General features: G+C 61.3%; 24 protein-coding genes. 10 read left to right on the forward strand and 14 right to left on the reverse strand.

Features of this window, described 5'->3' with window-relative positions; translation table 11 throughout:
- Positions 1–121: 121 nt before the first annotated feature.
- Positions 122–607, forward strand: coding sequence for an acyl-CoA thioesterase (locus LOY70_RS29705; RefSeq protein WP_265032194.1), 486 nt, complete (start codon positions 122–124; stop codon positions 605–607).
- A gap of 135 nt (positions 608–742) precedes the next feature.
- Here the strand turns inward: LOY70_RS29705 and pdxY are convergent, their stop codons facing one another.
- Positions 743–1615 (reverse strand): pyridoxal kinase PdxY, encoded by an 873-nt coding sequence (pdxY, locus tag LOY70_RS29710; protein ID WP_265032195.1) that lies wholly within the window; start codon positions 1613–1615, stop codon positions 743–745.
- Between the two features lie 119 nt (positions 1616–1734).
- Between pdxY and LOY70_RS29715 the strand changes: the two genes are divergently transcribed.
- Positions 1735–2157 carry a DUF3301 domain-containing protein gene (locus LOY70_RS29715; protein ID WP_265032197.1) on the forward strand — a complete coding sequence of 141 codons (423 nt, stop codon included), beginning with the start codon at positions 1735–1737 and terminating at the stop codon, positions 2155–2157.
- A 12-nt stretch (positions 2158–2169) separates the two neighbouring features.
- On the opposite strand, the gene LOY70_RS29720 is transcribed toward LOY70_RS29715, so the two are convergent.
- Complete coding sequence (locus LOY70_RS29720; protein ID WP_265032199.1) at positions 2170–3135, reverse strand: CobW family GTP-binding protein; 966 nt, start codon at positions 3133–3135, stop codon at positions 2170–2172.
- A gap of 27 nt (positions 3136–3162) precedes the next feature.
- On the opposite strand from LOY70_RS29720, the gene LOY70_RS29725 reads away from it, so the two are divergent.
- On the forward strand, positions 3163–3516 hold the full coding sequence (locus LOY70_RS29725; protein WP_265032200.1) for an NADH:ubiquinone oxidoreductase: 354 nt from the start codon (positions 3163–3165) through the stop codon (positions 3514–3516).
- Here the strand turns inward: LOY70_RS29725 and LOY70_RS29730 are convergent.
- Complete coding sequence (locus tag LOY70_RS29730) at positions 3513–4163, reverse strand: DUF1826 domain-containing protein (protein ID WP_265032202.1); 651 nt, start codon at positions 4161–4163, stop codon at positions 3513–3515. The two genes, LOY70_RS29725 and LOY70_RS29730, sit on opposite strands and share 4 nt — an antisense overlap.
- Positions 4163–5371, reverse strand: coding sequence for a zinc metallochaperone GTPase ZigA (zigA, locus tag LOY70_RS29735; RefSeq protein ID WP_265032204.1), 1209 nt, complete (start codon positions 5369–5371; stop codon positions 4163–4165). Before zigA ends, LOY70_RS29730 begins: the two co-directional genes overlap by 1 nt.
- Before the next feature lie 161 nt (positions 5372–5532).
- On the opposite strand from zigA, the gene LOY70_RS29740 reads away from it, so the two are divergent.
- The 5 genes from LOY70_RS29740 to LOY70_RS29760 all read left to right on the forward strand — a co-directional run bounded on the left by LOY70_RS29740 (position 5533) and on the right by LOY70_RS29760 (position 9351).
- A complete protein-coding gene (locus LOY70_RS29740; protein WP_265032206.1) occupies positions 5533–5925 on the forward strand; it encodes a glutamine synthetase in 393 nt (130 codons plus the stop codon).
- Between the two features lie 111 nt (positions 5926–6036).
- Complete coding sequence (gene folE2 / locus LOY70_RS29745) at positions 6037–6933, forward strand: GTP cyclohydrolase FolE2 (protein WP_265032208.1); 897 nt, start codon at positions 6037–6039, stop codon at positions 6931–6933.
- Entirely contained in the window at positions 6930–7598 is a 669-nt protein-coding gene (locus LOY70_RS29750; RefSeq protein ID WP_265032209.1) for a metal ABC transporter ATP-binding protein, read from the forward strand. Before folE2 ends, LOY70_RS29750 begins: the two co-directional genes overlap by 4 nt.
- On the forward strand, positions 7598–8464 hold the full coding sequence (locus LOY70_RS29755) for a metal ABC transporter permease (RefSeq protein WP_123344526.1): 867 nt from the start codon (positions 7598–7600) through the stop codon (positions 8462–8464). Before LOY70_RS29750 ends, LOY70_RS29755 begins: the two co-directional genes overlap by 1 nt.
- 11 nt (positions 8465–8475) lie before the next feature.
- The gene (locus LOY70_RS29760; RefSeq protein ID WP_265032212.1) at positions 8476–9351 is read left to right on the forward strand and encodes a metal ABC transporter substrate-binding protein; all 876 of its coding nucleotides are present in this window, start codon (positions 8476–8478) and stop codon (positions 9349–9351) included.
- A gap of 24 nt (positions 9352–9375) precedes the next feature.
- On the opposite strand, the gene LOY70_RS29765 is transcribed toward LOY70_RS29760, so the two are convergent.
- Positions 9376–9897, reverse strand: a complete 522-nt coding sequence (locus tag LOY70_RS29765) for a DUF3617 domain-containing protein (protein ID WP_265032214.1) — start codon at positions 9895–9897, stop codon at positions 9376–9378.
- A 141-nt stretch (positions 9898–10038) separates the two neighbouring features.
- On the opposite strand from LOY70_RS29765, the gene cls reads away from it, so the two are divergent.
- Positions 10039–11478, forward strand: coding sequence for a cardiolipin synthase (cls, locus tag LOY70_RS29770; protein ID WP_265032215.1), 1440 nt, complete (start codon positions 10039–10041; stop codon positions 11476–11478).
- Here cls and cfaB read toward each other — a convergent pair.
- From cfaB to LOY70_RS29795, 5 genes are all read right to left on the reverse strand, one after another.
- Positions 11475–12662 (reverse strand): C17 cyclopropane fatty acid synthase CfaB, encoded by a 1188-nt coding sequence (gene cfaB / locus LOY70_RS29775; protein WP_265032217.1) that lies wholly within the window; start codon positions 12660–12662, stop codon positions 11475–11477. The genes cls and cfaB overlap by 4 nt on opposite strands.
- 185 nt (positions 12663–12847) lie before the next feature.
- Positions 12848–14764, reverse strand: coding sequence for a heavy metal translocating P-type ATPase (locus LOY70_RS29780; RefSeq protein ID WP_265032219.1), 1917 nt, complete (start codon positions 14762–14764; stop codon positions 12848–12850).
- Positions 14761–15813, reverse strand: a complete 1053-nt coding sequence (gene hflK / locus LOY70_RS29785) for a protease modulator HflK (protein WP_265032220.1) — start codon at positions 15811–15813, stop codon at positions 14761–14763. Before hflK ends, LOY70_RS29780 begins: the two co-directional genes overlap by 4 nt.
- Positions 15810–16850 carry a protease modulator HflC gene (gene hflC / locus LOY70_RS29790; RefSeq protein WP_265032221.1) on the reverse strand — a complete coding sequence of 347 codons (1041 nt, stop codon included), beginning with the start codon at positions 16848–16850 and terminating at the stop codon, positions 15810–15812. The genes hflK and hflC overlap by 4 nt, the downstream gene beginning before the upstream one ends.
- Complete coding sequence (locus LOY70_RS29795) at positions 16847–18808, reverse strand: protease modulator HflK (protein ID WP_265032223.1); 1962 nt, start codon at positions 18806–18808, stop codon at positions 16847–16849. The genes hflC and LOY70_RS29795 overlap by 4 nt, the downstream gene beginning before the upstream one ends.
- A 222-nt stretch (positions 18809–19030) precedes the next feature.
- Between LOY70_RS29795 and lpdA the strand changes: the two genes are divergently transcribed.
- Positions 19031–20431, forward strand: a complete 1401-nt coding sequence (gene lpdA, locus LOY70_RS29800) for a dihydrolipoyl dehydrogenase (protein WP_265032224.1) — start codon at positions 19031–19033, stop codon at positions 20429–20431.
- A 119-nt stretch (positions 20432–20550) separates the two neighbouring features.
- Here the strand turns inward: lpdA and LOY70_RS29805 are convergent, their stop codons facing one another.
- The 4 genes from LOY70_RS29805 to LOY70_RS29820 all read right to left on the reverse strand — a co-directional run bounded on the left by LOY70_RS29805 (position 20551) and on the right by LOY70_RS29820 (position 25704).
- On the reverse strand, positions 20551–22701 hold the full coding sequence (locus tag LOY70_RS29805) for a hypothetical protein (RefSeq protein ID WP_265032225.1): 2151 nt from the start codon (positions 22699–22701) through the stop codon (positions 20551–20553).
- Positions 22688–23881 carry a DUF3142 domain-containing protein gene (locus tag LOY70_RS29810; protein ID WP_265032227.1) on the reverse strand — a complete coding sequence of 398 codons (1194 nt, stop codon included), beginning with the start codon at positions 23879–23881 and terminating at the stop codon, positions 22688–22690. Before LOY70_RS29810 ends, LOY70_RS29805 begins: the two co-directional genes overlap by 14 nt.
- 168 nt (positions 23882–24049) lie before the next feature.
- Positions 24050–24676: a glutathione S-transferase family protein gene (locus LOY70_RS29815; RefSeq protein WP_265032229.1), complete on the reverse strand. Its 627-nt coding sequence runs from the start codon at positions 24674–24676 to the stop codon at positions 24050–24052.
- A 125-nt stretch (positions 24677–24801) separates the two neighbouring features.
- Positions 24802–25704, reverse strand: a complete 903-nt coding sequence (locus LOY70_RS29820; RefSeq protein ID WP_265032231.1) for a LysR family transcriptional regulator — start codon at positions 25702–25704, stop codon at positions 24802–24804.
- Positions 25705–25980: the final 276 nt, after the last annotated feature.

A 25980-nucleotide genomic window follows, 5' to 3' on the forward strand; every position in this document is an offset into this window, starting at 1 on the left:
GCAACCACAGGCGCAGCGTCCCGATATCGGTGGTTTTGAAAACCTGGTGGCCTGTTCGGCCACTCACCAGCACCCGCAGAGGTGCACTCCCCGAATTGCTGCCTTGAACCGTGAGAACGTTATGGAACCCGGAAACGCCCAACTGTCGATGACGGTGTTGATGACCCCCGATATGGCCAACTTCTCTGGCAATGTCCATGGCGGCACCCTGCTCAAATACCTCGACGAAGTCGCCTATGCCTGCGCCAGCCGCTACGCCGGACGCTACGTGGTGACCCTCTCGGTCGACCAGGTGATCTTTCGTGAGCCGATTCATGTCGGCGAGCTGGTGACCTTCCTGGCGTCGGTGAACTACACCGGCAACACGTCGATGGAAGTGGGGATCAAAGTCGTGACCGAAAACATTCGCGAACGCTCGGTACGCCACACCAATAGCTGTTTTTTCACCATGGTTGCGGTGGATGACCAGCGCAAGCCGGCTGTTGTCCCTCCGTTGCAACCGCAGAACGGCGAAGAAAAGCGCCGTTATGAACAAGCCCAGCAACGCCGGCAGATCCGCCAGGAGCTGGAAAAGCGGTATCAGGAGATCAAGGCGGACGGGCCTTAACGGATCGACAAAGATCAATGTGGGCGCGCGCTTGCTCGCGATGGCGATGTCACAGCCAACATCTATGTTGAATGTGATGCCCTCATCGCGAGCAAGCTCGCTCCCACAGGATTTGCAGCATTTCCACGGTGCCGATCAGAGGCTGATCGGCACCGCCTCGAAACGCACTCGTGGATGGGCAATCCGATCCTGGGCTCGGATCAGTTGCAGCTCGTAGCTGGCGCAGGCCTGGGTTTCCAGCAGCACCTCATGCACCGCTGCGGCGGCGAACTCGAACGCCGCCACCAGGCTATCCCCCAACAGTATCCGCGCCAGGAACAACCCCGACGTCAGGTCACCCACGCCCACCGGCTGGCGAGGGAAAGCCAGCAGCGGACGGCGGAGATGCCAGTTGCCGTCGGCGGTCACCAGCAGCATTTCGAAGCTGTCATCGGGCTTGCCGGGATAGGCCAGATGCTTGACCAACACCGCTTTGGGCCCACGAGCGAGCAATGCACGGGCCATGGCCAGGCAGTCCAGCAGTGATTGCGCCTTGCGCCCCGAAAAACTGTCCAGCTCCAGCTGGTTCGGGCACATAAGGTCCGCCACGGCAGCGGCTTCTTCCAGCAGAAACTCACTCACTTCGGGCGCCACGATGCAGCCTTTCTCTGGATGCCCCATGACGGGGTCGCACAGGTACAGGGCCTTGGGGTTGGCAACCTTGATCCGCGCTACCCCCGTCAGGATCGCCCGCCCCTGGGCGGCGCTGCCCAGGTAACCGGACAGCACCGCATCGCAATTACCCAGCTCACCGATCGCCGCGATGCCCTCCACCAAGGCCGGTATCTGATGCGGTGCAAGCACTTCCCCAGTCCATTGCCCGTATTGAGTGTGATTGGAGAACTGCACGGTATTAAGCGGCCATACATTCACCCCAATCCGCTGCATCGGAAACACGGCAGCGCTGTTGCCGGCGTGACCGAATACCACGTGAGACTGGATGGCAAGCAGATGAGGTGTACGTTTCATGCGGGAAGTTTCCGTAAAACGATTGAAATTCGAGCCGCGCAGTATGCGACTAAACGCAGCCTATACGACAGACCGGCGACACAGTTAAGCTGACCGCAACTTGTTGGAGCACTTCGTTCATGCTGACCCTTGGAAATATTTTCGTGCTGATGCTGCTGGCTACCGGCGGCGCCTGGCTGTGGCATAACCATGGCTTGCGCGAACGGGCCTTGGCGAGGGTCATGCAGCATTGCGCCAACCTCAAGATCGAGCTGCTGGACGGGAACGTGGCGCTGAAAAAGATCGGCTTCGTGAAAGATGCAAACGGACGACGACGCTTGGCGCGTATCTATAATTTCGAATTTACCGTCACGGGTGAAACCCGCCATTCGGGCACCATTACCCAGTTCGGTGCCCACAGCGCGCACATCGAGCTGGCCCCCTACCCGATGCCATTCGAGGAATCACCGCCCACGCCGATTGAACCGGCCCAGACCAGGCCCAGGGCTGAGGTCATCGAGTTGAGCCAGTGGCGTCAGGAACACAACAAGTGGAAGCCTTGAAACACGACTGACTCAGGGGTACCGACAATTCGCCAGACCGGCTTGCAGGGCATCGACGTCTTGCAGCTCATCGAAAATCAGTTCGATCCGTGAGTCCTGGCGCCACTCGCTGGCTTTCCAATCCAGTGCGGCGCCGTCCAACGCATTGGCTGATACCCAGCCGTCGGCGCTGTGGATAACCAGCTTCGCGCGTTTCCAACCCCAGCCCAGCAGCCATTGAGCCAATGCCGCCGTGTCGAATGACTGGCTCGGATGCCAGCGCCAGCCGATACTCCAGCTGCCTTCCTGCTGCTGATACAGGCAGATCGGCGACTTCGGGTCTGTCCAGATGGCTGACATCTGTCCCACGTCCTTGGGCAAGACCACGTTATCCACAACCCCACTCCCTCGAGCCGCCAACCCCGGCAGTCGCTCAATCGGCAACACCGCCTGTTGTGTCCAGTACAGCCCACGCGGCGGCAGTTGCGCAGTGATGCGAGCGCGATCGGTTTCGGTGAGGTTTTCGGATTTGTTCAACACCAACAATCCGGCGCAGTCCAAAGTTTGTCGTTGGGCATCGGGCAACGGCTTGCCCGCCGCCATCGCCTGGGCATCCAGCACCAGCACACAAGGCTGGACCGTCAGCACCCCGAGCCAGGGCGCTTCGCTCAGTTGCCGCATCAGTTGCGCCGGATGGCCCAGCCCGGAAGGTTCGATGAACAGTCGGTGCGGTCGCGCCTTGCGCAGCAAACGACCGAGACCGACCTGAAAGGGCGCACCGTTGACGCAACACAAACACCCCCCGGCCACCTCGCCCAGTGCGATACCATCGGCGGCCTGGGTCAGCAGCGCGGCGTCCAGGCCGATCTGGCCGAACTCGTTGATCAACACCGCCCAGCGTTCGTTGGCCGGGCGCTGGGCCAGCAGTTGCTTGATCAAACTGGTCTTGCCCGCGCCCAAGGGGCCGGCGATGACATGGGTGGGAATGTTCTGCAACATAATCGACGGCTTTCGATGGAGGTGAAAATGCGGATGATCGGCTGGTTGTTACTGGCACTGACTTCGAACCAGGCACTGGCCCAGGCCTGTGTGGTGCACAGTCAGGCGGAACGCCTCGATGTGAAAGTCTGCCAGCAGAACCGCAACATTCCGCAGAAGTTGTTCGCCGACGGTTTCTGCCAGCCAAGCCTCGCCGGGCAAAAAGTCGAGGTGCAGTACGTCGATCAGTGCCCTGGCGGCGCGTTTGGTATCTGCAGCAACGCCCAAGTCGCCAATATGCCCTACCACCAGGATATTCACTATTACGGCGTGGCCACCGATGCGGCTTATCTCCAGCCGTTTTGTGAAGGGCAAAGCCAGGGTACCTGGCTCAAGCCTTAGGCCAGCCAGTCCAGCGTGAGGATCAATCGACGTTCCCCCGGGGCCGGCTCCGGCGAACGATGGATCAGACCGAAACCTTCATTGCCGTGCCATTTCTCGCCTTTAAGCAACGCCACATCACCGCTGCAAAGCTGCTGGATCACCCGCGGATCGCTTGGCTCGGCTTCGGGCTGCGCCAGGCATAGACGGTCCATGGCGCCTTCCTCCAGCCACTGGCTGCCGACGCCGGCGTAAGTGGTGATCAGCCGTACTGGCACGTGGTCGACGTGAAAGCGCGGGCACATGGCCTTGTCCAGCGTTCGTAGACGCAGGCCGATGCGCCGAGCCCCCAGCAGGCAAGCAAAGGCGCTGACCAGCCAGGCGACGTCGGCGATAAAGCCTTCGTAGCCTTGCAGGTCGCTGAAGCCCTTGGCGAGACCGTTCAACGCCGGTGGCGCGTCCTCTTCCGGCAATTCGAGAACCAGCGACTCAGCCAGAGGCTCATCCAGCGAAAGCACCAACGCCGAAAAATCGTGGATGTGGGCCGGAAGCTCACGCTGCCAGACCGCCAGGTTGGTGCCGTCGTCCAGGATCTGCGTCAGAATCCGCGGCGTTTCGCCCTGGACCTGCCGCACCTGCGCAGCCTTTTTCAGAGTGGGCGCCAGCATCACGCCGCGACCTCGTCATGCCACGGGCCGAACGGGTCCGGCAGCAAGCGCCAACTTTCGGCACCCAGGGCCATTTCAGCGTCGGTGAGCAGGCAGGCATCCAACTCCGCGCTGAGCCGGGTGAAGTCGATGTTTTGCCCGATGAATACCAACTCCTGACGGCAATCGCCCGTGGTCGCAAGCCAGTTGTTCAGGATGGCAGCGGTGCTTTCTTCGTCCTGCGGCCATTGGCTTTTTGGCACGAAACGCCACCAGCGCCCGGCAAACCCATGCCGCATTAAGCCACCGGCCTGGGACCAACTGCCCGCTTCTTCGGGTTTGCTGGCCAGCCAGAAGAAACCCTTCGAGCGTAGGAGCTTGCCATTGGTCCATGGGCGGTCGATCAAATTGAAAAACCGCTGGGGATGAAAGGGTCGGCGCGCCCGATAGGCCGTCGAGGCGATGCCATATTCTTCGGTCTCGGACACGTGCTCGCCGCGCAGCTCCTGTAGCCAGCCGGGGGCTTGAGCCGCGCGTTCAAAATCGAAAAGACCGGTGTCGAGAATGCTCCCCAGGGGGACCTGCCCCATGACCATGGGGATGATCCGGGCCTGGGCGTTGAGACGTTGCAGAATGGCGACCAACTCCTCCCGTTCGTGACGGCTGATCAGGTCGATTTTGCTGATCAAAATCACGTCGGCGAACTCGATCTGTTCGATCAACAGGTCAGTAATCGAGCGCTCGTCTTCCTCGCCCAAGGTTTCACCCCGTGACGCAAGGCTTTCGGCGGCCTGGAAATCCAGCAGGAAATTCACGCCATCAACCACCGTCACCATCGTGTCGAGCCGGGCGACATCGGCCAGGCTGCGGCCCTCTTCATCGCGAAACGTGAAGGTTTCAGCCACCGGCAAGGGTTCAGAAATACCCGTCGACTCGATCAGCAGATAATCGAAGCGCCCTTCCCTGGCGAGCTGACCGACTTCCTCCAGCAAGTCCTCGCGCAGCGTGCAGCAGATGCAGCCATTGCTCATTTCCACCAGCTTCTCTTCGGCACGGTTCAGGGTGACATCACGCTGGACTTCGCTGCCATCGATGTTGATCTCGCTCATATCGTTGACGATCACGGCGACCCGTAGATTGTCGCGATTACGCAACACGTAATTGAGCAGCGTGCTTTTACCGGCACCGAGGAATCCGGAAAGTACGGTGACAGGAAGGCGATTGGGCATCAGGTATATCCTCATCGGGGCGGCCGTTGCTCACGCTGTTCACGCGTGTTGCGGCTCGTTTCAGGCTTTTGACTGGGTTCAAGGTCTGCGTGCTTTTTATGTTATAGTATAACAACACAGTTCAACCAGTCCCGCAGCCCTCAACGGTCTGAGATTAATCAATGCGCAACTACCTGAAATTCGTATTAGCGAGCCCGTTGCTACTGTGGGTGCTGAGCGCTTCGGCGCAAAACCCGCTCTTGGCGACCTGCACCCGCAGCGCGAATTTGCTGGCTTGTGTGGATGGCCAAGGCAATGCCTACAGCGTCGCGACCATTGGAAGTACGATTTATTTGCGTGGTTTTGAAGCGCTCAGTCATCGTTATTGGGCGCAAACCAACAGTCGTTACGGACAGCTGACGTTCTTTACAGGAGTGGCGTCTGACGGAGAGAGTTGGGTTGGATACAGTCGGCGTGTTGGCTGGACGACGATCAATCGGTTTTCCAGCTCGGGCGGTAGCGCCGGAAAATTCGTCTGCGGTCGTATGAACGGTTGCCAAGATTCGTCACGCTGATGTTTCACGTGGAACGTGAGCGGAGCAGATGAAACTCCGTTCATGGAAAAGGTTTCTTCGAATTTACTGTTATACTATAACATTAACTCGAACCTACGATGGACCTTGACCATGAATGCGTTAACACTGCCAGACGTTGCTGCGCAGGTTTCACGCCAAGCGTTGCCCCTCGATTGGGTCGGCATGTGTGGCATCGCAATACCCGTGTTAATCGACGGTCAGCGTCTCAGCGCGGTCGCTGACGCGGGTGTCAGCCTCGACAATGGAGATGCTCGGGGCATTCACATGTCACGCCTGTACTTGGCGTTGGAAATGCTGGAAGAGACGCCGCTTTCGCCGATACTCCTGCGCCGCATACTGCAGCAGTTTCTCGATAGCCATGAAGGCTTATCCCAGACTGCGTCACTAAGTATTCACACAGATTTGCTGCTCAAGCGTCCGGCGCTGATCAGCCCCTTGGCTGGTTGGAAGCGTTATCCGGTGAGCATTGAAGCGCAGCTGAGAAACGCACTGTTCCACGTGGAACTGAAAATTCAGATTCCCTACTCTTCCACCTGTCCTTGCTCAGCAGCACTGGCACGACAGTTGATCCAGCAACAATTCGTGAACGACTTCGCTAACAAGAGACTCGAGCACGCCGACATCCTCGCCTGGTTGGGCTCAGCAAACGGCATTGTGGCTACCCCCCATAGCCAGCGCAGTACCGCGACGCTGAGTCTAAGATTGGAGGCCAACGTCGACGAATTGCCACTGCTGTCTCTGATCAACGACGCTGAAGCCGCCCTCGGCACTGCTGTGCAAACTGCAGTCAAACGCGCCGATGAGCAAGCCTTCGCCCTAGCCAACGGCCAGAACCTGATGTTCTGCGAGGATGCCGCTCGGCGATTAAGCGCCGCCTTGCAGCGGTCATCCCACATCGTCGCCCTGGATGTTCGCGTCGTCCACGCCGAAAGCCTGCACGCCCATGACGCCGTGGCCGAAAGCCGCTGGCAGCGGGAGGCATCATGATCCGTTGCCACGCGTTGCGCTGGGGCGCGCCCGGACAGCCCCTCACGCCGGCGCTGAACCTGGAGCGGCCGGCGGGTAGCCTGACCGCCATCATCGGCGCCAATGGCTCAGGTAAAAGCAGCTTGCTGAAAGTGCTCGCGGGGCTGCAAAAACCGCTCTCCGGGAAAGTCTCGCTGGATGTTCCACGGCGTGGCGGTGTCTCGTTCCTGCCACAGCAGCTACATCTGGATCGGCAATTCCCCATCAGCTTGCAAGAGTTGGTGGCCGCCGGTTCCTGGGGTAACCGCCACACGCCAGCGATGCGAAGACAGTTGCTCCAGGCCGCCCTGGAAGACTGGGCGCTGGCAGGTCTGGAACATCGTCCGTTGATGGCGCTGTCTGGCGGCGAGTTACAACGCGCCCTGCTCGCTCGCTTGAGTCTGGCTGAAGCGCCACTGCTGTTGCTCGACGAGCCCCACGCAGCACTCGACGAACAAGGCCAGGCACTGCTGTGGAAACACATTCACGGCTGGCACGCTGCAGGCAGGACTGTGGTGGTGGTCTGCCATGACTTGGCGGCGGTACGCGAGCACATGCCGGACACATTGCTGATCAACCATACCGGCTGCGTACTGGATCGCAGTGTCGAGTTGATTGCCCAGCAACCTTGCACATGGGTGGCCTGATGCTCGCGGCCACCCATTTCTGGCAACCTTTTCAGGAGTTCGTCTTCATGCGTCGGGCCTTGCTTGGCGGCCTGGTATTGGCATGCAGCACGGCCCCGCTGGGGGTCTTTTTGATTCTGCGCCGCATGAGCCTGATCGGCGACGCCGTGGCCCACGGCATCCTGCCCGGCGCGGCCCTGGGGTTCTGGTTCGCCGGGCTGAGCCTGCCGGCCCTGACACTGGGCGGTCTCGGTGCGGGCCTGGGTATGGCCGGGCTCGCGGCGTGGATCACCCGTCGTACCGGTCTACGGGAAGACGCCAGCCTCGCGGCGATCTATCCCATTTCCTTGGCAGCTGGTGTGTTGATACTCGGCATGGCCGGCAAGCGCCTGGACCTGCTTCATTTGTTGTTTGGATCAGCACTGGCAGTAGACGGCCCGACGCTCACCGGCATGCTCTGGGTTTCCGGAGCCAGCCTGGTAGCGATGGCGCTGATTTACCGACCCCTGCTTCTCGACACCCTGGATCCGCTGTTCCTGCAAACCGTCAGTCGCCTGGGTCCCTTGGCCCATGGTGTGTTCCTGACCTTGGTGGTGTTGAACCTGGTGATCGGCTTCCAAGCCATCGGTGCGTTGATGGTGGTCGGCCTGATGATGCTGCCGGCTGCCGCTTCGCGGTTCTGGAGCCGTCGACTGCCGGTCCTGATGATGGTCGCGGCGCTGCTCGGTTGCCTGTCGGTGTGGCTTGGCCTGTTGTTGTCCTTCTACCTATCGCTGCCCAGCGGGCCCGCCATCGTACTGGTGGCGGGTGCGTTGTATCTGTTGTCCGTGGTGTTCGGTCCGGTGCACGGCTTGCTGCGCCGCCCGCCTTTGCTCACATCCCAATGAGGTGTTTCCCGATGCGCGTCCTGCTCGTGCTGTTCAGTCTGATGCTGTCCATGTCTTTATCTGCCGCCGAAAAACTTCAGGTAGTGACCAGCTTCAGCATCCTCGCCGACATGACCCAACAGGTCGGCGGTGAGCATATCCAAATCACCAACATGGTCGGCCCCGACGCCGATGCGCACACCTACGAACCTACGCCTGACGACGCCAAGGCGCTGCTCAAGGCAAAGCTGATCATCAAGAATGGGTTGGGCTTCGAGCCGTGGCTGGATCGCCTGGTCACCAGCACCGAAACCAGCGCACCGGTGATCAGCGCCAGTCGTGGGGTGATCCCACGCTCACTGGATGAAGATGGCGAAACCATCCCCGATCCGCACGCCTGGCATAACCTGGCGAATGCTGAGTTGTATGTCAGCAACATCACCAAGGCGCTGGAAGCCGCCGACCCGGCCAACAAGGCCGATTACGAACGCAACAGCCAGGCGTACCTGAAGAAAATCTACGCCCTGCTCGCCGAAGCCAAGGCCAAGCTCGGTGCATTGCCACCCGGCAATCGCAAGATCGTGACGTCCCACGATGCATTCGGTTACCTGGGCCAGGCCTACGGCATCGAGTTCATGGCGCCCCAGGGTTTGTCCACTGAACGTGAACCATCGGCTGCTGAAGTTGCGGCGCTGATTACCCAGATCCGTCAGGCTAAAGTCAAAGCGATATTCATGGAAAACATCAAGGATGCGCGCCTGCTCAAGCAGATTGCCGACGAGAGCGGCGCGCACATCGGCGGTACGCTGTACTCCGACGCCCTCGCGGCCAGCGGACCGGCCAGTACTTTCACTGGGTTGTTCGAGTACAACCTCAATACGCTGTATGAGGCTTTGAGTCGGCCTTGAGCCCTCTGTGTCTGAAAAGGAGGGTCAGGCCCTCGGCTTGACCGTCCCGCAATCCTGCCCCAACCACACCGCACGCGTATCGAGGCTGCCATTCTGTTGGATGCCAGTCGCATTGAAGGTGCCGTTGACCTTGGTGGTGAATTCACGATCGCTCTGGAACGTCGCGACGCCACTGCCCTGGGCTTTTGGGCAGCTAAAACGAAACTTCCACTGATTACCGGTACGGTCGGTGATCTGCTGCTTGCAACCCGATTGCGGGTCTTGCAGCGGAATGTCATTGGTTTGCACCTGCGCCGGGGTCAGGCATACACGAATGCCTTTGCCGCCCATGGTGATGCCCTGCTTCTCCAGCATCGCCCGTTGCTCCGGGGTCATCTGGTTTTGCACTTGGCCCAGCAGAAGCTGCAGGTCCGGCAGGTTCTGGTTATCAACTTTCATGTTGCTGGTGGTCAGTTCCCACAAACCCGGTTGAAGCATCTGCGCCTGAGCCGCCATCGGAACCGACAAGCCAACCGCCAAGGCCAAACCCAGCAGACGAACATTCATTGCACAAACTCCAGAGGACAAGTGGCCGTTAGACGCCGCCCACAGGCTTCGGTTCAGACCCCGGAAGAGTGAATTAAATAGCGACATTCACCCAGGAACATGGTCTGTTAAGCATTGAAGTTTCAGGAGCAAGGCTGTCCCATGGATTTTTTCGGCCCCCATGTCTTTGGTTACCTGATCGCACTCCTCCACACCCTGGGTTCCATCGCCGCTGTCCATGCGGTACTGACGGTGCGCACAGCCCAAGGCTCGATCGCCTGGGCCCTGTCGCTGGTGTTCATTCCCTACCTGACGTTGATCCCCTACCTGGTTTTCGGACGCAGCACCTTCGACGGCTACATCAAGGCGCGCCGGCAAGCCAACGAGGAGATGCGCAAGGCGATCTCCGAATTGAACTGGCGCCCATGGGTCGAAGAGGCCCTGACCGCTCGTGCCTCCCAGGCCTACGCCTCGTTACGGGCCATGCCCAAGTTGGGGCGCACACCGTGCCTGGCGAATAATCAGGTGCGATTGCTGATCAATGGGTATGCGACGTTCGAGGCGATTTTCCAGGCAATCGCCGCCGCGCAAGAAGCCGTGTTGATTCAGTTTTTCATCATCCACGACGACCGTCTCGGCCAGCGCTTACACACACTGCTTCTGAAGAAGGCCGCCGAAGGCGTGGCGGTGTATCTGCTATATGACCGCATCGGCAGCCATTCACTGCCCCACCGCTACGTCCAGGCGTTGCGCGACGGCGGTGTCCACGTGAAAGCCTTCGCCACCCGTAGCGGCTGGCTCAACCGGTTCCAGGTCAATTTTCGAAACCATCGCAAGATCGTCGTGGTGGACGGCGTCCTGGGTTTCGTCGGCGGACATAACGTGGGCGATGAATACATGGGCGAAAAACCGCCCTTGGCACCGTGGCGCGACACCCATGTCGAAGTCTGCGGGCCCGTGGTGGGAAGCATGCAGGAGTCGTTTGCCGAAGACTGGTTCTGGGCGGCCCGCTCGTTGCCTCCGCTGATCTTGCCAGACGCTTATCCGGACGACGGTGTGCTCTGCCAGTTGTTGGCCAGCGGCCCGGCCGATGCGTACGAAACCTGCTCATTGTTTTTCGTCGAGGCCATTCACGCGGCCAGCGAACGCGTCTGGATCACAACGCCCTATTTCATTCCTGACGAAGCGGTGTTCGCGGCGTTACGCCTGGCGGTGCTACGCGGGGTGGACGTGCGCATCCTGCTGCCCTCACGCCCGGACCACAAGGTCGTCTACGCGGCTTCCAGCCTGTATGCGTTTGAAGCGGTGCGCGCCGGTGTGCGGGTGTTCCGTTATCAGCCGGGTTTCCTGCATCAGAAAGTGGTGCTGATCGACCGGGAAATCAGCGCCATCGGCAGTGCGAACTTGGACAACCGTTCGTTCCGATTGAATTTCGAAGTGATGTTGCTGACCGTGGATATCCCGTTCGCCACCGAGGTTGAGCAGATGCTCGAGAAGGACTTCGCCCAAGCCCAGGAAATCGATAAACAAGAAGGCCGGGAAACCCACCGCCTGCAAAAAGTCGGCATGCGGATCGCCCGGCTGATTTCCCCGATTCTTTAAGGGGTGTAAATGTCGTCACGGGTCCAGGGCAATTCATGACTGCCGTCGGCGTGGGCCTTCACTGCCAGGATCTGGTGCAGATTGATCCAGCCCTTGGCAAACGCGTAGGCGCAGCCAGCCAAGTACAAGCGCCAGATCCGTAGCGCCTGCTCCGGCACCTCCTTCGAAGCGGCCTCAAGGTTGTCCTCCAGGCGTTCACTCCAATGATCAAGCGTGCGCGCGTAGTGCATGCGCAGGCTTTCCACGTCGACAATCTCCAGCCCCGCTTCGCTGATCTGGGCAGAAATCATCGACAGGTGCGGTAGCTCGCCATTGGGGAACACGTACTTCTCTATGAACTCGCCGGCGCCGCGACCGACCGGACGACCATCGGTGTGCTTGGCGGTAATGCCGTGGTTCATCACCAGCCCACCCTCGCGTACGGCGCCAAACAGCGTCTTGCAGTACTGCGCGAGGTTGGCGTGGCCGACGTGTTCAAACATGCCGACGCTGACCACCTTGTCGAAGCGGCCATCCTGGGGCAGGTCTCGGTAGTCCAGCAGTTGCAACTCCACCTGATCTTCCAGCCCTTCGGCCTTGACCCGCTCCCGGGCCAACGCCAGTTGCGCTTTGCTCAGGGTGATGCCAAAGACTTTGGCTCCGAATTCCCGCGCCGCGTACCGCGCCAAACCGCCCCAGCCGCAGCCGACATCCAGCAAGTACTCGCCGGGCTGCAAGCGCAGTTTGCGACACAAGTGACGGAATTTGGCTTGCTGGGCCTGTTCCAGGGATTCGCTGCCCGTCTCGAAATAGGCACAGGAATAGGCCATATCGCTGTCGAGCCACAGCTGATAGAAGGCGTTGGAAAGGTCATAGTGATAGGAAATCGCCTTGGCATCGGTTTCCTTGTCATGGATCGAGCGCACCGGCAGTTGGTCGGAATCTTCATCAACCAGCGCCTGGCTCCATTCATCGCAGACACGAATGACTTCGTGGATCGAACCTTCAAGTTCGAGTTTGCCTTCTACAAACGCCGCCCCCAGTGCATCCAGGCTGGGATGGCTGAATTGCGCGACCATTTGTGGGTCCTTGACCACAATCGTGACGCTGGGATCGACACCCAGCGTGAATTCATGGCCATCCCAGAGCCGCAGCCGAAGCGGTAGATGGAGATTCTGTAAGGCCGGTGGAAGTTGCGCGAGCATGAGTAAACCCCCTTGTTTCAGACGTCTGAAAATGAGGGTAGACCATCGTAGAAAAATAGCAGGCTATCGAATTTATAGCCTTTTTCTATCGTTGTCCCAAATTCACTCCTTGTATGGGAGGTGGTCACCAGCATGGACGCCCTCTCCAATAGCAGACTGTAAGCGCGGCGCACAGTTCGCAGGGGCTATCCAACGGCTTCCTTTTCTTGGATTTTCAGCAGCGGCTCCTGAAAACGCAGCAATCGTCCGGCATTACCTAATACTAGCAGCGTGCTCAAATTGTGCAGCAGCGCCGCGATCATCGCCCCTGCTGCGCCGAGCCAGCCAAATGCTGCAAAGGCAACGATGGCCAGCGTCCATCCCAAGCCGATGATCACGTTGACTTGCAGCGTGCGCCGGCAGTGGCGACTGAGTCGCACACAGGTGCCCAGGCGCCGCAAGTCGCTGCCGATCAGCACGATGTCCGCCGACGCGAGTGCAATGTCCGCTCCGCCCGCACCCATCGCGACGCCCACGACGCCAGCCTTGAGCGCCAGGGAATCGTTGATGCCATCGCCCACCACCATGGGGCGGAAACCGTGGTCGATTTCGGCCATGACCCGTTTGAGTTTGTCTTCCGGCAAGGCCTGGGCCTGTACATCGCCGATACCGATGTCCCGCGCCAGGGTGTTGGCCACGCTCTGGCGATCACCGGTCAGCAGTAACTGACGGCCAAGGCCCAACGCCCGCAGCTCAGCCATGGCCGCCCGCGCTTCTGGCTTGACGCTATCGGCCAGCAGCAACCAGGCGAGGAATTGCCCGTCCAGGGCCAGCCCGGCAATCGGGCCATCGTGGTTGGGAACCGCTGAAGTCTCGATGCCTAGCTGAGTAAACAACTCCGGCCGACCAAGGGCCGCCTCGCCTTGCGCGGTCATCGCCACTACACCCAGGCCCTGACGCTCATGGATATTGGTCAACGGCAGGCAGCTGTCCTGTTCCACCAGCCCCGCCAACGCGCGGCTGACCGGATGACTACTGGCCGCCCCAAGGCTGGCAGCCAATGCCCGTAAAGGGGCGTGATCGTCGTGCACAGTTTCGATGGATTGCAGGCGCAGGGCGCCGTAAGTCAGCGTGCCGGTCTTGTCGACGACCAGCGACGTCAGGTCAGCCAGTTCTTCCAGAAAAGCCGAGCTGCGGATCAGGATGCCGTGGCGCGCCGCCACCGCAATTCCGGCAATAGCCGTCGCTGGCGCTGACAGCACCAACGCGCACGGACACGCCGCCACCAATACCGCCAACATCGCCTGGGAATCGTTGGTGACAAACCAGGTCACCGCGGCCAGCAATAACACCAGCACCAGATAACTGCCGGCGTAGCGTTCCAGCAATCGAGTGATGGGCGGTTTAGAGCGTTCGGCGTTTTGCATCAGGGCGATGACTTTGCCCAGGGTTGATTCATTGCCGGTGCGAGTCACTTCCAGGCGCAGCAAACCATCAAGGTTGATCGCGCCACCAAAGATTTCGGTACCGACCACGGCCTCCAATGGCACCGATTCACCCGTGATCGGTGCCGTGTCGAGGCTGGCCTGGCCGGACAACACGCGGCCATCGGCTGGCACCCGGTCCCCGGCGCGCACCTCCACCACATCACCGGGTTGCAACGTGCCGTTATCGACTTCAAGGATCGAACCGTCGGCCTGCACCTTGCGGCCTTGACTGCGGGTCAGTTGCCCAAGAGCGTGAATCGCTTCCTGGGAACCGATGACGCTGCGCTCTTCCAGTATATGGCCGAAAATCATGATGATCGGCAGCAACGCCGCGGTCAGCAGGTCACCGGTGGCCCAGGCGCCGAGCATTGCCAGGGCAATCAGTTGATCGGTGATCCCATGCAGGCTCGGATAGCGCAGGCTGTACCAGGCCGATCGCATCACCGGGACCGCCACCAACAGCGAGGCAAACCCCAACAGCAGTTGACTGACACCACTCTGTTCCGGCGACCAACCGCGCCACACCAGGCCCAGGACGAGCAGGCCGAGAGCGAGCATCGCCAAGGTCAGTTGACGGGCGGCGGCGCGTTGTTCGGCGCTGGACAACATCGGCGCGGCGGCGGTCTGAGCGGTCATTGTTCGGCTCCCTGAATGATCAGACGGGAATCGTCTTTCGAATCGACCGTTGTCACAGAGCCGGCGCGACGAAGGATAGCGGGCATGCGCTCGCGATAAAGGCGCAGCAGCAGTTGTGGATCGCTGCCTTGGGTCTTGGCCAGGCCGAGCACCGTGGCGGTGTCGGCCGACGCCTTGGCAAGCCGTTCGCTGGCCTGGGCATGGGCGACTTGCACAGCGCGGTCGGCGTCCTGGCGCGCGGCCTGGGTCAGTTTCTCGGCGTCGGTCCGCGCGTTGGCGACGGCTTTGTCGGCCTGTTGACTGGCCGTCAGTACCGCATTGAAAGCACTCACCGCCGGTCCTGGCAGGCTCGACTGCACGTCGACCCGGACCACTTCAATGCCCAGCCCCTGCCCTGTCGCAGCCAGATCGGCCAAGCGTCGATTGATCCCTTGCACCAGATCGCCGCGCAGGCGCTCACGGCGTTCGGCGGCCTGGTTGTCACTGCCCATCAGTTCGGGGCGCGCCACCAGGATGGTGTCCAGATCCCGTGCGGCAGTAAGGGCCACGGCACTGCGGGTCGCGAGCCGATCCAGTGCCGGGAGCACGTGTTCATCCTGCAAAACAAACGCGTAGGGCTCGGTGACTTTGTAGAACAGCCGTACATCCAGCTGCACGACCCCTGCATCACCGGTCAATAAATAACCGGAACCGGCCAAGGCATCGCTGACCGGCGTAGCAAAACTGGCGACGCGATCAGCCTGCAACGCGGCATCCGAGCGCAGCAGGTTTTCTACGCGCAGCTCCAGAACTCGATCCGCCGCCGGCAGCAAAATCACTTGTTCCACGGGTCGAGGCCATGCCAGCAAGAGACCCGCGTTCTGGATTCGATCCAAGGCACCGAAGTGCAACACCACCGCGCGGCTCTGCGGGTCAATCTGCCGCACATTGGAAAAAGCCCAGGCCAATGCCGCCAGAACCGTGACCGCATAGAGCGCCAGAAAGGCCAGGCGCCCTGCCTGAATCCATGGGCTGGATAACCCATTTGTTCCACGTGGAACCAAACTCATGGTTGTGTTCCACCTTTGGGTTCCACGGCAGGCGGCCCGTCTACCAACACCCGGAATGGCGCGGCGTCGGTGCGCAAAATCAGTTTTGTGCCAGGGCTGACGATAGTGCCCAACGTATCCAACGAGCGCAGCAGGTTGTAGAGCTGAGGCGAACCGGCGTATGCCCGGCCATAAATCTCGGCCGCTTCCACCCGGGACTGCGCCTCGATGTCAGCGGCTTTCACCGTGGCATCGGCCTGCACGATTCGCGCATCTCGCTCCGCAGCGGAACGAATCTGCGCGGCTTCACGCTTGCCAATCGCCGTGCGTTCGGTGGCGATAGTTTCGCGCTCGGCACGCATGCGATCCACCGTCGCGGTCAACGTCACAGAAGGCAAGGTCAGGCGCTCAATACCGACTTGCACCACGCGCACACCGTAGGTGGTGAGCAGCTGTTGATCGATCTGTTGGCGCAACTGCGCCTCGAAATCGGCGATCCGCACCTGGCTGGCATCGGTGTTGACCAGGTTCGCCAAGTCAAAACTGGCCGCCGTGGTTTCCAGCGCTGAACCGACGAAGGTGCGGATCTGCCGGGCAGCTTCGTCCGGCTGGTTCTGTACTGCACGCATGAAACGCTGGACGTTATCCGGGTCGCCCTGGACCTGCCACGCCACGTACGCCTGAACGATGATTCGCAGGCCATCGCGGGTGCCGACGTCCTGCAAACCGCTGGACGTGGTGCGCAATCGCAAGTCCACCGGAATGGCCGCTTCGAACGGCGCCGGCCAGCGCCAGCCCAGCCCCGGCTGCAGCAGCACCCGTGCTGGATTGCCGAAACGCGTGATCACCGTAGCCTCCCCCGAGCGCACCTGCACAAGGCTGGCAGCCGCGACAGCAAACCCCACCAGCAGCACCGCCCAGCCCATCCGCCGCCAAGGAAACGGACCGGCTTGCTGCGGATCGCCGTGATGGTGGTGATGATGCCCATGGTGATGACCGGCATGGCCGTGATCGTGACCGCCGTGGTCATGGTGATCGTGTGAAGAAGACTGGCTCAATGGGCAGCTCCTGGCTGGACAGGGTTACGCGGCGAGGCAGGATCCGCCGGCAGCGTGAAGGTACGAAGGTCAATGGTCGGCGCGTTGCCGCTGCCGCCCAGGCGATGATCGAGAATCAGCAGCTTGGCATTGCCAAGGCCCTGGCTCAGTTGGCTGAGGTACTGCTCCAACACAAACGCATGGCCGGCCGTTGCATAGGCTTTGCGTTCAGCGTTGAAGCGCAAGTCGGCGGCCTGGGCCGTCGCGTTTATTTCCCGGGCGGTGGCTTGAGCCTGGTCACGGGCAATGCTGGCCTGCAGTTGCGCCTGGTTACTTTGCTCCGCCGCCGCACCGCGCTCCCGGGCGATGAGTGCCTGCGCACCGATCTGCGCCGCTTGCACGCCGTGATAGGCATTAGCCGCGCCGGCCGGCGGATGAATCGCTTCGACCACCGTCGCCAGAATTTCCACGCCGCTGTCGAGTGCCTGCAAATCGGCCTGTACGGCACGACCGATTTCATCGGCCAGGCTGACACGGTCCACGCCCAGCAAACCGTCCAGCGTACGCGAGGCGAACTCATGCACCAGGATGCGGCTGGCGGTGCTGCGGATCAGCGTCGGCACATCGGCACTGTTATAGGTGGCCGCCAATGCTGCGGCGTCCGTCAGGCCGATGCGATAGACGAAGCGCACGTCCATATTGACGATCTGGAAGCTCTGTTGGTCTGCACGACGACTGGCAATCACTTGGGATTTGTCGTTCACGTGGCTGGCGTCCCATAACCGATTGGCTATCGCCGGGGCCGGCCCCTCGGCTGGATCAGCGTCCGTGGACGGCCGTGTATCGCCGACGCTGGTGGCCAACTCATGGACCACACCATTTTCAACGCTCAGCACTCTGCCCAACGGCCAGGGCAGCCCCACCTGCAAACCGGGGCCGAACACCTCCACCGGCTTACCAAATCGCTCATAAATGCCGCGCCCTTGCAGCGGCACTTCATGCACGCCCGTCAACAACCACCCCACCAGCGCGACCAACGTCAACACCGGCAAAAAGGCTCGGCGCATGTAACTGAAAGCCCAGATCTGCCGCAGGTCGATGCCGAAGCGGTTGTGCAGTTCGTGTTGCAAGGCCATGAGCGGTCTAGGCGGCCAACGCAGCAGATCGGCGATCACACTGCGACCCAACAGTGTCGGCTCCAAGGAGTCTCGGCGGGGGCTGAACAACGACAGCACTGCACGCAACAGCAACTCCGCTGCCACCAACCCTGGCAACACACCCATCAGCACTGCCAGCCGCACCGGCCAGATGGACGTTTGCGTGGCGAACAACAAGCACAAGGCACCGAGCACCAACACGATGATCGCCACCCGCGTCAATTGCGCCAGCGACGATGCTTCCGGCCACTCCACCGCTGGCTGCTGGGCCAATTGACGCTCAAACACCAGCAACCCAAACGCTAACAACAATGCAAGCACCGCCCCCACGCTGGCCGAAACGCCGAGCGCGGCAGCAGGCAATTGCAGATTCCAGGTTTGCTCCAGGCTCAGCAATACCAACACGGAGCCACCGGCCAGCCACAAGGTGGGGGCACCGATTTGCCTCAGCAAGCCGATCCAGCGGGCACTGATTCGCTCAAGCAAGCGTTCATACCAGCCCAAGTTATCAACAGGCTCTTCTTCGGCAACCGAGATATCCACAGCCGGCATCAGCGCCCTGCCCCGCCACTGCGTCACCCACCAGGCCGATTGCAAACCCATCGCCAGCACTAGCAAACCGGCACTCTGGGCGACCAGCAGCGCCGGCCACAGCGATTGCGGCGAAAACAGTCCGACAAAAAACGCCAACACCCATCCCGCAGCAGCCAAGCCACCCAGCCCAAAAGCGATCCGTTTCAAACGGCGCCCATGAAACGGCGCCTGCTGAAAGCGCGGCCATTCGGCAACCTGTGCCCCCTCGACATCAAGATCGACTTGCATACCACCCCAGCGCCGCTGACGGATCAAAACCCGGGGCCGTGGACAGACGCCACCGCCGCTCCGTTATATGCCGTTACCTTATAACGATTGCTGTGAAATTTCCGTTTTGAATTTTTCATCACACTGCCCATGACGGGGCCTTGACTTAAGCCTTGACCGAAATCTCTGGAAACGCTCATATTACGCACATAATTTTTTATCAGTCCAAGCGGGAGAACGGCGATGAGCAACTATGACGTGGTCATTCTGGGCGGTGGACCCGGTGGCTATAACGCGGCGATTCGTGCCGGACAATTGGGGTTGAAGGCCGCCTGTGTCGAAGGTCGCGCCACCTTGGGCGGCACCTGCCTGAACGTCGGCTGCATGCCCTCCAAAGCCTTGCTCCATGCCTCGGAACTGTACGAAGCGGCCATGGGTGCGGAGTTCGCCAACCTCGGCATCGAGGTCAAACCCACGCTTAACCTTGCGCAAATGATGAAACAGAAAGAGGAAAGCGTGACGGGCCTGACCAAGGGCATCGAGTTTCTGTTTCGCAAGAACAAGGTCGACTGGATCAAGGGCTGGGGCCACATCGACGGGCCCGGCAAGGTGACCGTCACCGACGCACAGGGCGGCAAGACCGAGCTGAGCGCCAAGGACATCGTCATCGCCACGGGCTCCGAGCCCACGCCACTGCCGGGGGTGGATATCGATCACCAGCGCATCCTGGACTCCACCGGTGCGTTGTCCCTGAGTGAAGTGCCCCGGCATCTCGTGGTGATCGGCGCCGGCGTCATCGGCCTTGAGCTGGGTTCGGTCTGGCGGCGCCTGGGCGCCCAGGTGACGGTGGTGGAATACCTTGATCGTATCTGCCCCGGCGTGGATGGCGAGGCCGGCAAAGCGTTGCAACGGGCCCTGAGCAAACAGGGCATCGCGTTCAAGCTGAGTTCCAAAGTCACCGGCGCCGTTTCCTCGGCGAGTGGCGTGCAGCTGCAGGTTGAACCTGCGGCGGGCGGCGAAGCGCAGACCCTCGACGCCGATTACGTGCTGGTCGCCATCGGCCGTCGGCCTTATACCCAAGGGCTGGGCCTGGAAAACGTCGGGCTGAACACCGACAAACGCGGCATGCTCGCCAACCAGCACCACCGCACCGAAGCACCCGGTGTCTGGGTGATCGGCGATGTGACCTCCGGCCCCATGCTCGCCCACAAGGCCGAAGACGAAGCCATGGCCTGCATCGAACAGATCGTCGGCAAGGCCGCCGAGGTCAACTACGGGCTGATCCCCAGCGTCATCTACACCCGCCCGGAACTGGCCAGCGTCGGCATGACCGAAGAACAGCTCAAGGCTGAAGGCCGCGCCTACAAGGTCGGCAAGTTTCCGTTCACCGCCAACAGCCGGGCGAAGATCAATCACGAGACCGAGGGTTTCGCCAAAGTCCTGGCCGATGAACGTACCGACGAAATCCTCGGCGTACACCTGGTCGGCCCGAGTGTCAGCGAAATGATTGGCGAATACTGCGTGGCCATGGAATTCAGCGCCTCGGCCGAAGACATCGCCCTCACCTGCCATCCACACCCGACGCGTTCGGAAGCGTTGCGCCAGGCGGCCATGGATGTCGAGGGGATGGCGACCCAGATGTAACAACGTACAGCTGGCCCTATGGGAACGAGCCTAATCACGAGACGGCGGCACATCAGACATTGATGCGAGCTGATTCACCGCTATCGCGAGCAAGCTCGCTCCCACAGGGTCAGCTCACCTCAACTGGCTGAGATCCGGGCCTTGCGCCGCCGCCGACTGATCAATCCCAACGCCACTGCCACCACCAGCACCAAACCCCCCACTTCCAGCAAACCCTTATAAGGTCGCAGTGACGAGCGAATCGGATCGAGGGCCTGGGTGACGTAGCGTTTGTCGGCCTTGAGGAAATCCGGCTCCTGGCACTGATGGCCAAAATCCCCGGCCCAATCCACGTAAGGGCCTTCCTTGACGTAACGCTGATACAACGCGCTTTGCTCCTCCAGGCTGGAGTTGTAGCCCACCGCTTTGCACAACACCGCCGCAAACGCCTGGCTGGTATGGGGCAGATGATCCGCCGCCTGGCTTGCCAGCGCCGTGGCGACAAAACGATAGTGGTAACGCATGTCCGGTTGTGCGGCGCTGGCCTGCTGGCGTTGTACCTCGCCTTCGGCCACCAGCGGCCCGACCTTCAGCTCAACGGGTTCCAGGCTGTAGTTGCCGCCCAGGCTGGCGTAATCGGGCGCCATCTCGTAGCCAAGCAGCTCCATACCCCATTTACGCGCCACCCAAGACGCACGGAAATACGCCTCGGCCCGCCGGGTGGGCCACCACTTGGACTCTGCATCCTGTCTCAACTGCCCATAGAACTGGGCCTTGCCTTGCAGGTCGGCATTGTCGAAATAAGCCGGCGCTTCGTCATAGCGCCCTTCGCGCAACAGACGACGACCCAGCAGATTGCGCAAGCTCGCAGCCACCGGCAACGGCACATAGTTGTCGCGATCTTGTTGGCTCAACGCCGGTGGCGCCGGGACCTGAGCGTCGACGTACTGCTTGAGCTCATCCACCGTCAGCACCCGTTCGGCAACCAAGGCAGCGTCGTACCAATAGTTGCCCTGGCCGCGATAGAGCTGGTCGAAGGCTTGCAGGTAATCACCCCGTTGCAAGGCCAGGATCGCACTTTCGCCTTCGACCCGGCACTTGGGCTGTACCGACTCATAATCCCAATCCGGTGTACGCCGGTTACCCCAGGATTCATCGTTCGGAAAGGCCTGGGCCGCTTTCGCGTAAGCCGCAGCCGCGGCGACCTTATCACCGTCGCGCAACGCCAACTTGGCGCGCACCCACCAGGCCAAGCCCGTGTCGGAAGCCTTTTGCACAAAGGCCTTGGCGCTGGCGTAATCGCCGTGCTGATAACTCACTGCGGCCAGGCGGTCGGCATCGTCCAGGTTGTCTTGGGTATTGGCCTGCAACAATGTGAAGAGGCGTTTCTCGCCTGACGGTTCCTCGCCGTCCCACCAGCCGACGCGGCTGAGCAAATACGCGGTGATCAAACGCTGCACCGCTTTGACCTTGAGCAATTCGCCCAGGCGCTCATCCGGCTGGACGCTCAGGTCACCGGCCAATTGCAGCAACGAGCTGTAGCCAACCTGGGAACCTTGCAGGGACTGGGTCGCATAGAGTCCGACGGCGCTGTCCCAGTCGTCAGCCGTGTACGCCACTCGGGCTTCTTCACCGAGACTGGCAACGCCCAGCTCCAGCGGATCGCTGAAGCCGGCGATGCTCAGCTCACGGGCCTGACGGAACGCTTCCCGCGCCTGCTGCAGCAACGCCGCAGGCTCGCCGCCACCAGCCTCGGTACTCAGGGCAAACAAGGCCCGGCCCATGGAATACGCCGCCCAAGTGCTGCGCAACTGACGTTGATCCGCCGGCAGCGCCAGCAACTGCTGGAACGATTCGACGGCCCGTTGATGCTCACCGGCATTAAAAGCCGCCGCGCCAATTGCGTACAAGCGCAATTCGGCCGGCAGGTTTGCCGCTTCGGTGGCGATCTGCTCGACATCGGTCAGCGCCCGCAAACGCTCGACCACCGCTAGTTGCGGCGGGGTCAAGCCAAGCTGTTCGGCCTTGCTGCGTTGTTCGACATAGGCGGACATATCGTCATAGCTGTAATCCGGGTTGCGAGTCGCATCGGTGGCAGGCTTGAGCCCGGCAATCGCCTGACCGAGACGGCTGACCTCGAAACGAAAACTGCCTTCGGGCAATTCGGCCAGTGATTGCGCACGGTTATCCAGCAGGCGCATCGGGAATTCCGGCCCACAGGCCAGCGCCTGGCCCACCGGCAAGCAGAGGCTCAAACACAGCAGGTGACGAGGCCACTTACGGGTAAACATTGAAACCTCCTTGGTCGATTTTTGTACAGCGCGCCCAACCGATCGCCCGTTGAGCGCCGGCGGCCAGGCGGCCTTCCTGAATGCGGGTGAAGGTAAGCAGTCCGGGGGTTTGTTGCAACGTGTAACCGGCCAAGGCATCGACGCCGTCACACCCACCGACGGCAAGCGTCAGCCGCTGGGGCCAGGGGCTGTCGAGATTGCCCCGGTTGACCAGCCGGATGTCGTACAGACCATCCTGCTCCTGCAGATGCACACCGAGGCGACTGTCCAGGCTATCCCCCCGCGCGACGGCCCCGAGGGTGGTCAGGCTCCAGGCCCGCCGGTCGCCCGCCAGCGGCAGGCGAAACCAGATCAGCCCGGCCAGGTGTTTCGGCGGTTCAGCGCGCAAGGCTGCCGTAAGCCCGGCCACTTGCTGCGGATCGGCCAGCAGCTCCCGACGCTCGCCGCCCCGATCGATCGGCACTTCGCTTTCAACCACTGGCCCGCCACTCTCCGGCGTCAGCAGCGCCACGCCGTAGGCCGGCAGGGCCAGGTAGAACGGTCGTGTGGTGATGTCGCTCCAGCGTTCAGCCCAGCGTAGGGCCTGTTTCGGATCGAACAGCCCCTGTCGCGGATCGCTCACCGCGTGAACCTGCAGCACGCTGCTGTCCACCGTCTCCAGCAGCCCAGGCAACGCGGGGCTGTCGAGCCAGGCCGGTAGTGCGGTGATGCTTAACCCCAGCGTGGCTGGCAAGGTCTGCCGCAGCCGGGTCAGGAATGTCCCGTAGGCCGGCAATCGGGCGTTACCGGCGTCATGGTCGATCTCCACCCCCACCGGGGTTAGGCCCTGGGCTTGCCAGTCACCCAGCACTTGCTGGACCTGCGCGAGCACCTCCTCCTGGTCCAGGGATTTGAGCTGACCGTCCAGGCGAATCACGGCAATCAACGGTCGGCCATCCGCCTTGAGCATCGCCGGATCGATCCGCGCACGGCTCCAGCCAGCCCCGGGGAAAGCCTGCAATGCCAGCACCCGCAGACTGGAAAAGTCACCATGGCTCTGGCGCAACGCCGCTTCGTGGGCCGGCGTCCATTGACGTTGCCAGATATAGAGTTGTTGATCGAGGGACGGGGCCGGAGGTTGCTCGCAGCCGCTCAACAGCAAGCCAGCGAAGGCCAGCGATAGCCGGAAAAGAAACGTCATGAAACCTCACCACCCCATGAAAGCCTCGCAGATTAACGCTTTGCACATGACAGTGGGAGCAGGCTTGTTCGCGATAGCGGTGTGTCAGCAACCTAAACGTGCTGATCCAAAGCTATCGCGAGCAAGCCTACTCCCACATTGGGGGTGAACTTCAGGTTATTCGGCTTCTCAGGCGGTTTTTTGCAAACCGACCGCGGTACGCGGCATGCCCACGAATCCGCGCAAGGCTTCGATTCGCGCCAGCCAGGCCCGCACATTGGCATAGTCCTGCAACGACACATTGCCTTCCGGCGCGTGGGCGATGTAGCTGTAGCCGGCGATATCGGCAATGGTCGGCGTATCACCGACCAGGTAAGGACGGTCGCTCAATTCCTGATCGATGACTTTCAACACGTTGTGGGAACGGGCAATCACATCCTCGGCGTTGTAAGGCGCGCCAAACACCGTGATCAACCGCGCCGTGGCCGGGCCGGCATGGATCGGTCCGGCCGCCGCCGACAACCAGCGTTGCACCCGGGCGGCGCCAATCGGGTCGGTGGGCAGCCAGCGCCCCTGGCCATATTTTTGCGCCAGGTACACCAGGATGGCATTGGAGTCCGCCAGCACCACGCCGTCATCGTCAATGACCGGCACTTGGCCAAACGCATTGATGGCGAGGAAATCCGCCTGTTTGTGCGCACCCTTGGCCAGGTCGACGAAGACCTCCTCGACAGGTAGCTCGAGCAACGACAGCATCAATTGAACGCGATGGGAATGGCCGGAAAGTGGGAAGTGGTAGTGCTTGATGGGGTTCATGGTCGACTCCGCTGGAAGTGACGCCATCAGCACAACGGCGTCGATGGGCTCATCTTCCACTCAAGATAAAAACAAGAGAATCACCCAGAAATGCAATCCATTATTTCAGCCCAAGAAATAATGCCTCAGTCGCTCAAGGCCGGGTGTTCGCGCAAAGTGCTGACGATGAAATCGACAAAACTGCGGACTCGCGCTGGCGCATTGCGCCCGCCTTGATACACCACATGGATCGGTAGAGGCGGCAGCTCGAAGTCCGCCAGGACAATTTCCAATTCACCGGCGACCACATTGCTCGCCACTTGATAGGACAGGATCCGAGTCATCCCCAATCCCAGGCAGGCGGCGGTGATCGCGGCCTGGTTGGCCGTCACCACCAGCCGCGGCACAGGCCGGACGGCCAACGGCTGGCCTGCCTCGGCGAAGGTCCAGCTTTTGATCTGGCCAATGGCCGATGACGCCACGACGGGCATCCGTTCCAGATCTTCCGGATGTCGGGGCCGTCCATGACGCGCGAAGAAGTCGGGAGAGCCGCACACCACCCGCCGCACTTCACCGACACGGACAGCGTGCAGGTTGCTGTCCGGCAACTCGCCGATGCGCACGGCAACGTCAATGCCCTCCTCGACCAGGCTGACCGTGCGATCCAGCAGCAGGGCGTTGATGCTGACCTCGGGAAATCGGTGCAAGTAATCCACCAGCGCCGGCGTGACGAACAACTGACCAAACAGCACCGGTGCCGTGATCGTGAGTTGTCCACGGGGCTGGACGTGACTGCCGGCTGCCGAATCCTCGGCTTCCTGCAAATCGCTGAGAATCCGGCGACAGTCCTCGAGAAAGCGCTGGCCGGCTTCGCTCAGGTACACGTTGCGGGTGGTGCGCACCAGCAGGGGCGTGCCGATGCGTTGCTCCAACGCCGCCACCGCCCGCGTGACGCTGGCCGCCGAGAGCCCCAGGCGCCGCGCCGCCGCCGAAAACCCTGAGTCCTGGGCCACGGCGAGAAAAACCTGCATTTCCTGGAACCTGTCCATCCATCCCCCAATGAGAAATCCTGATACAAGTTTGCTGCGCCCCCCAAAGCAGCGCCACGCGGCCATTGTAGAGGCCCCGGCCAGTGAACCACAGCGTAGCGCAGCCAGACACCGGGATATTGAGCCGGCCATGGATGGCGACCCTTGGTACCATTCCGTCCCATGACAATTTTATGACCGAAGAAAAAACCTGTGGGAGCGAGCTTGCTCACGGTAGCGTCGAATCAGCCTGAATCCATGTGAGCTGACAGCCATCGCGAGCAAGCTCGCTCCCAC

Origin of the sequence: Pseudomonas sp. B21-054 (genome assembly GCF_026016345.1) — a bacterium.
Lineage (GTDB): Bacteria > Pseudomonadota > Gammaproteobacteria > Pseudomonadales > Pseudomonadaceae > Aquipseudomonas.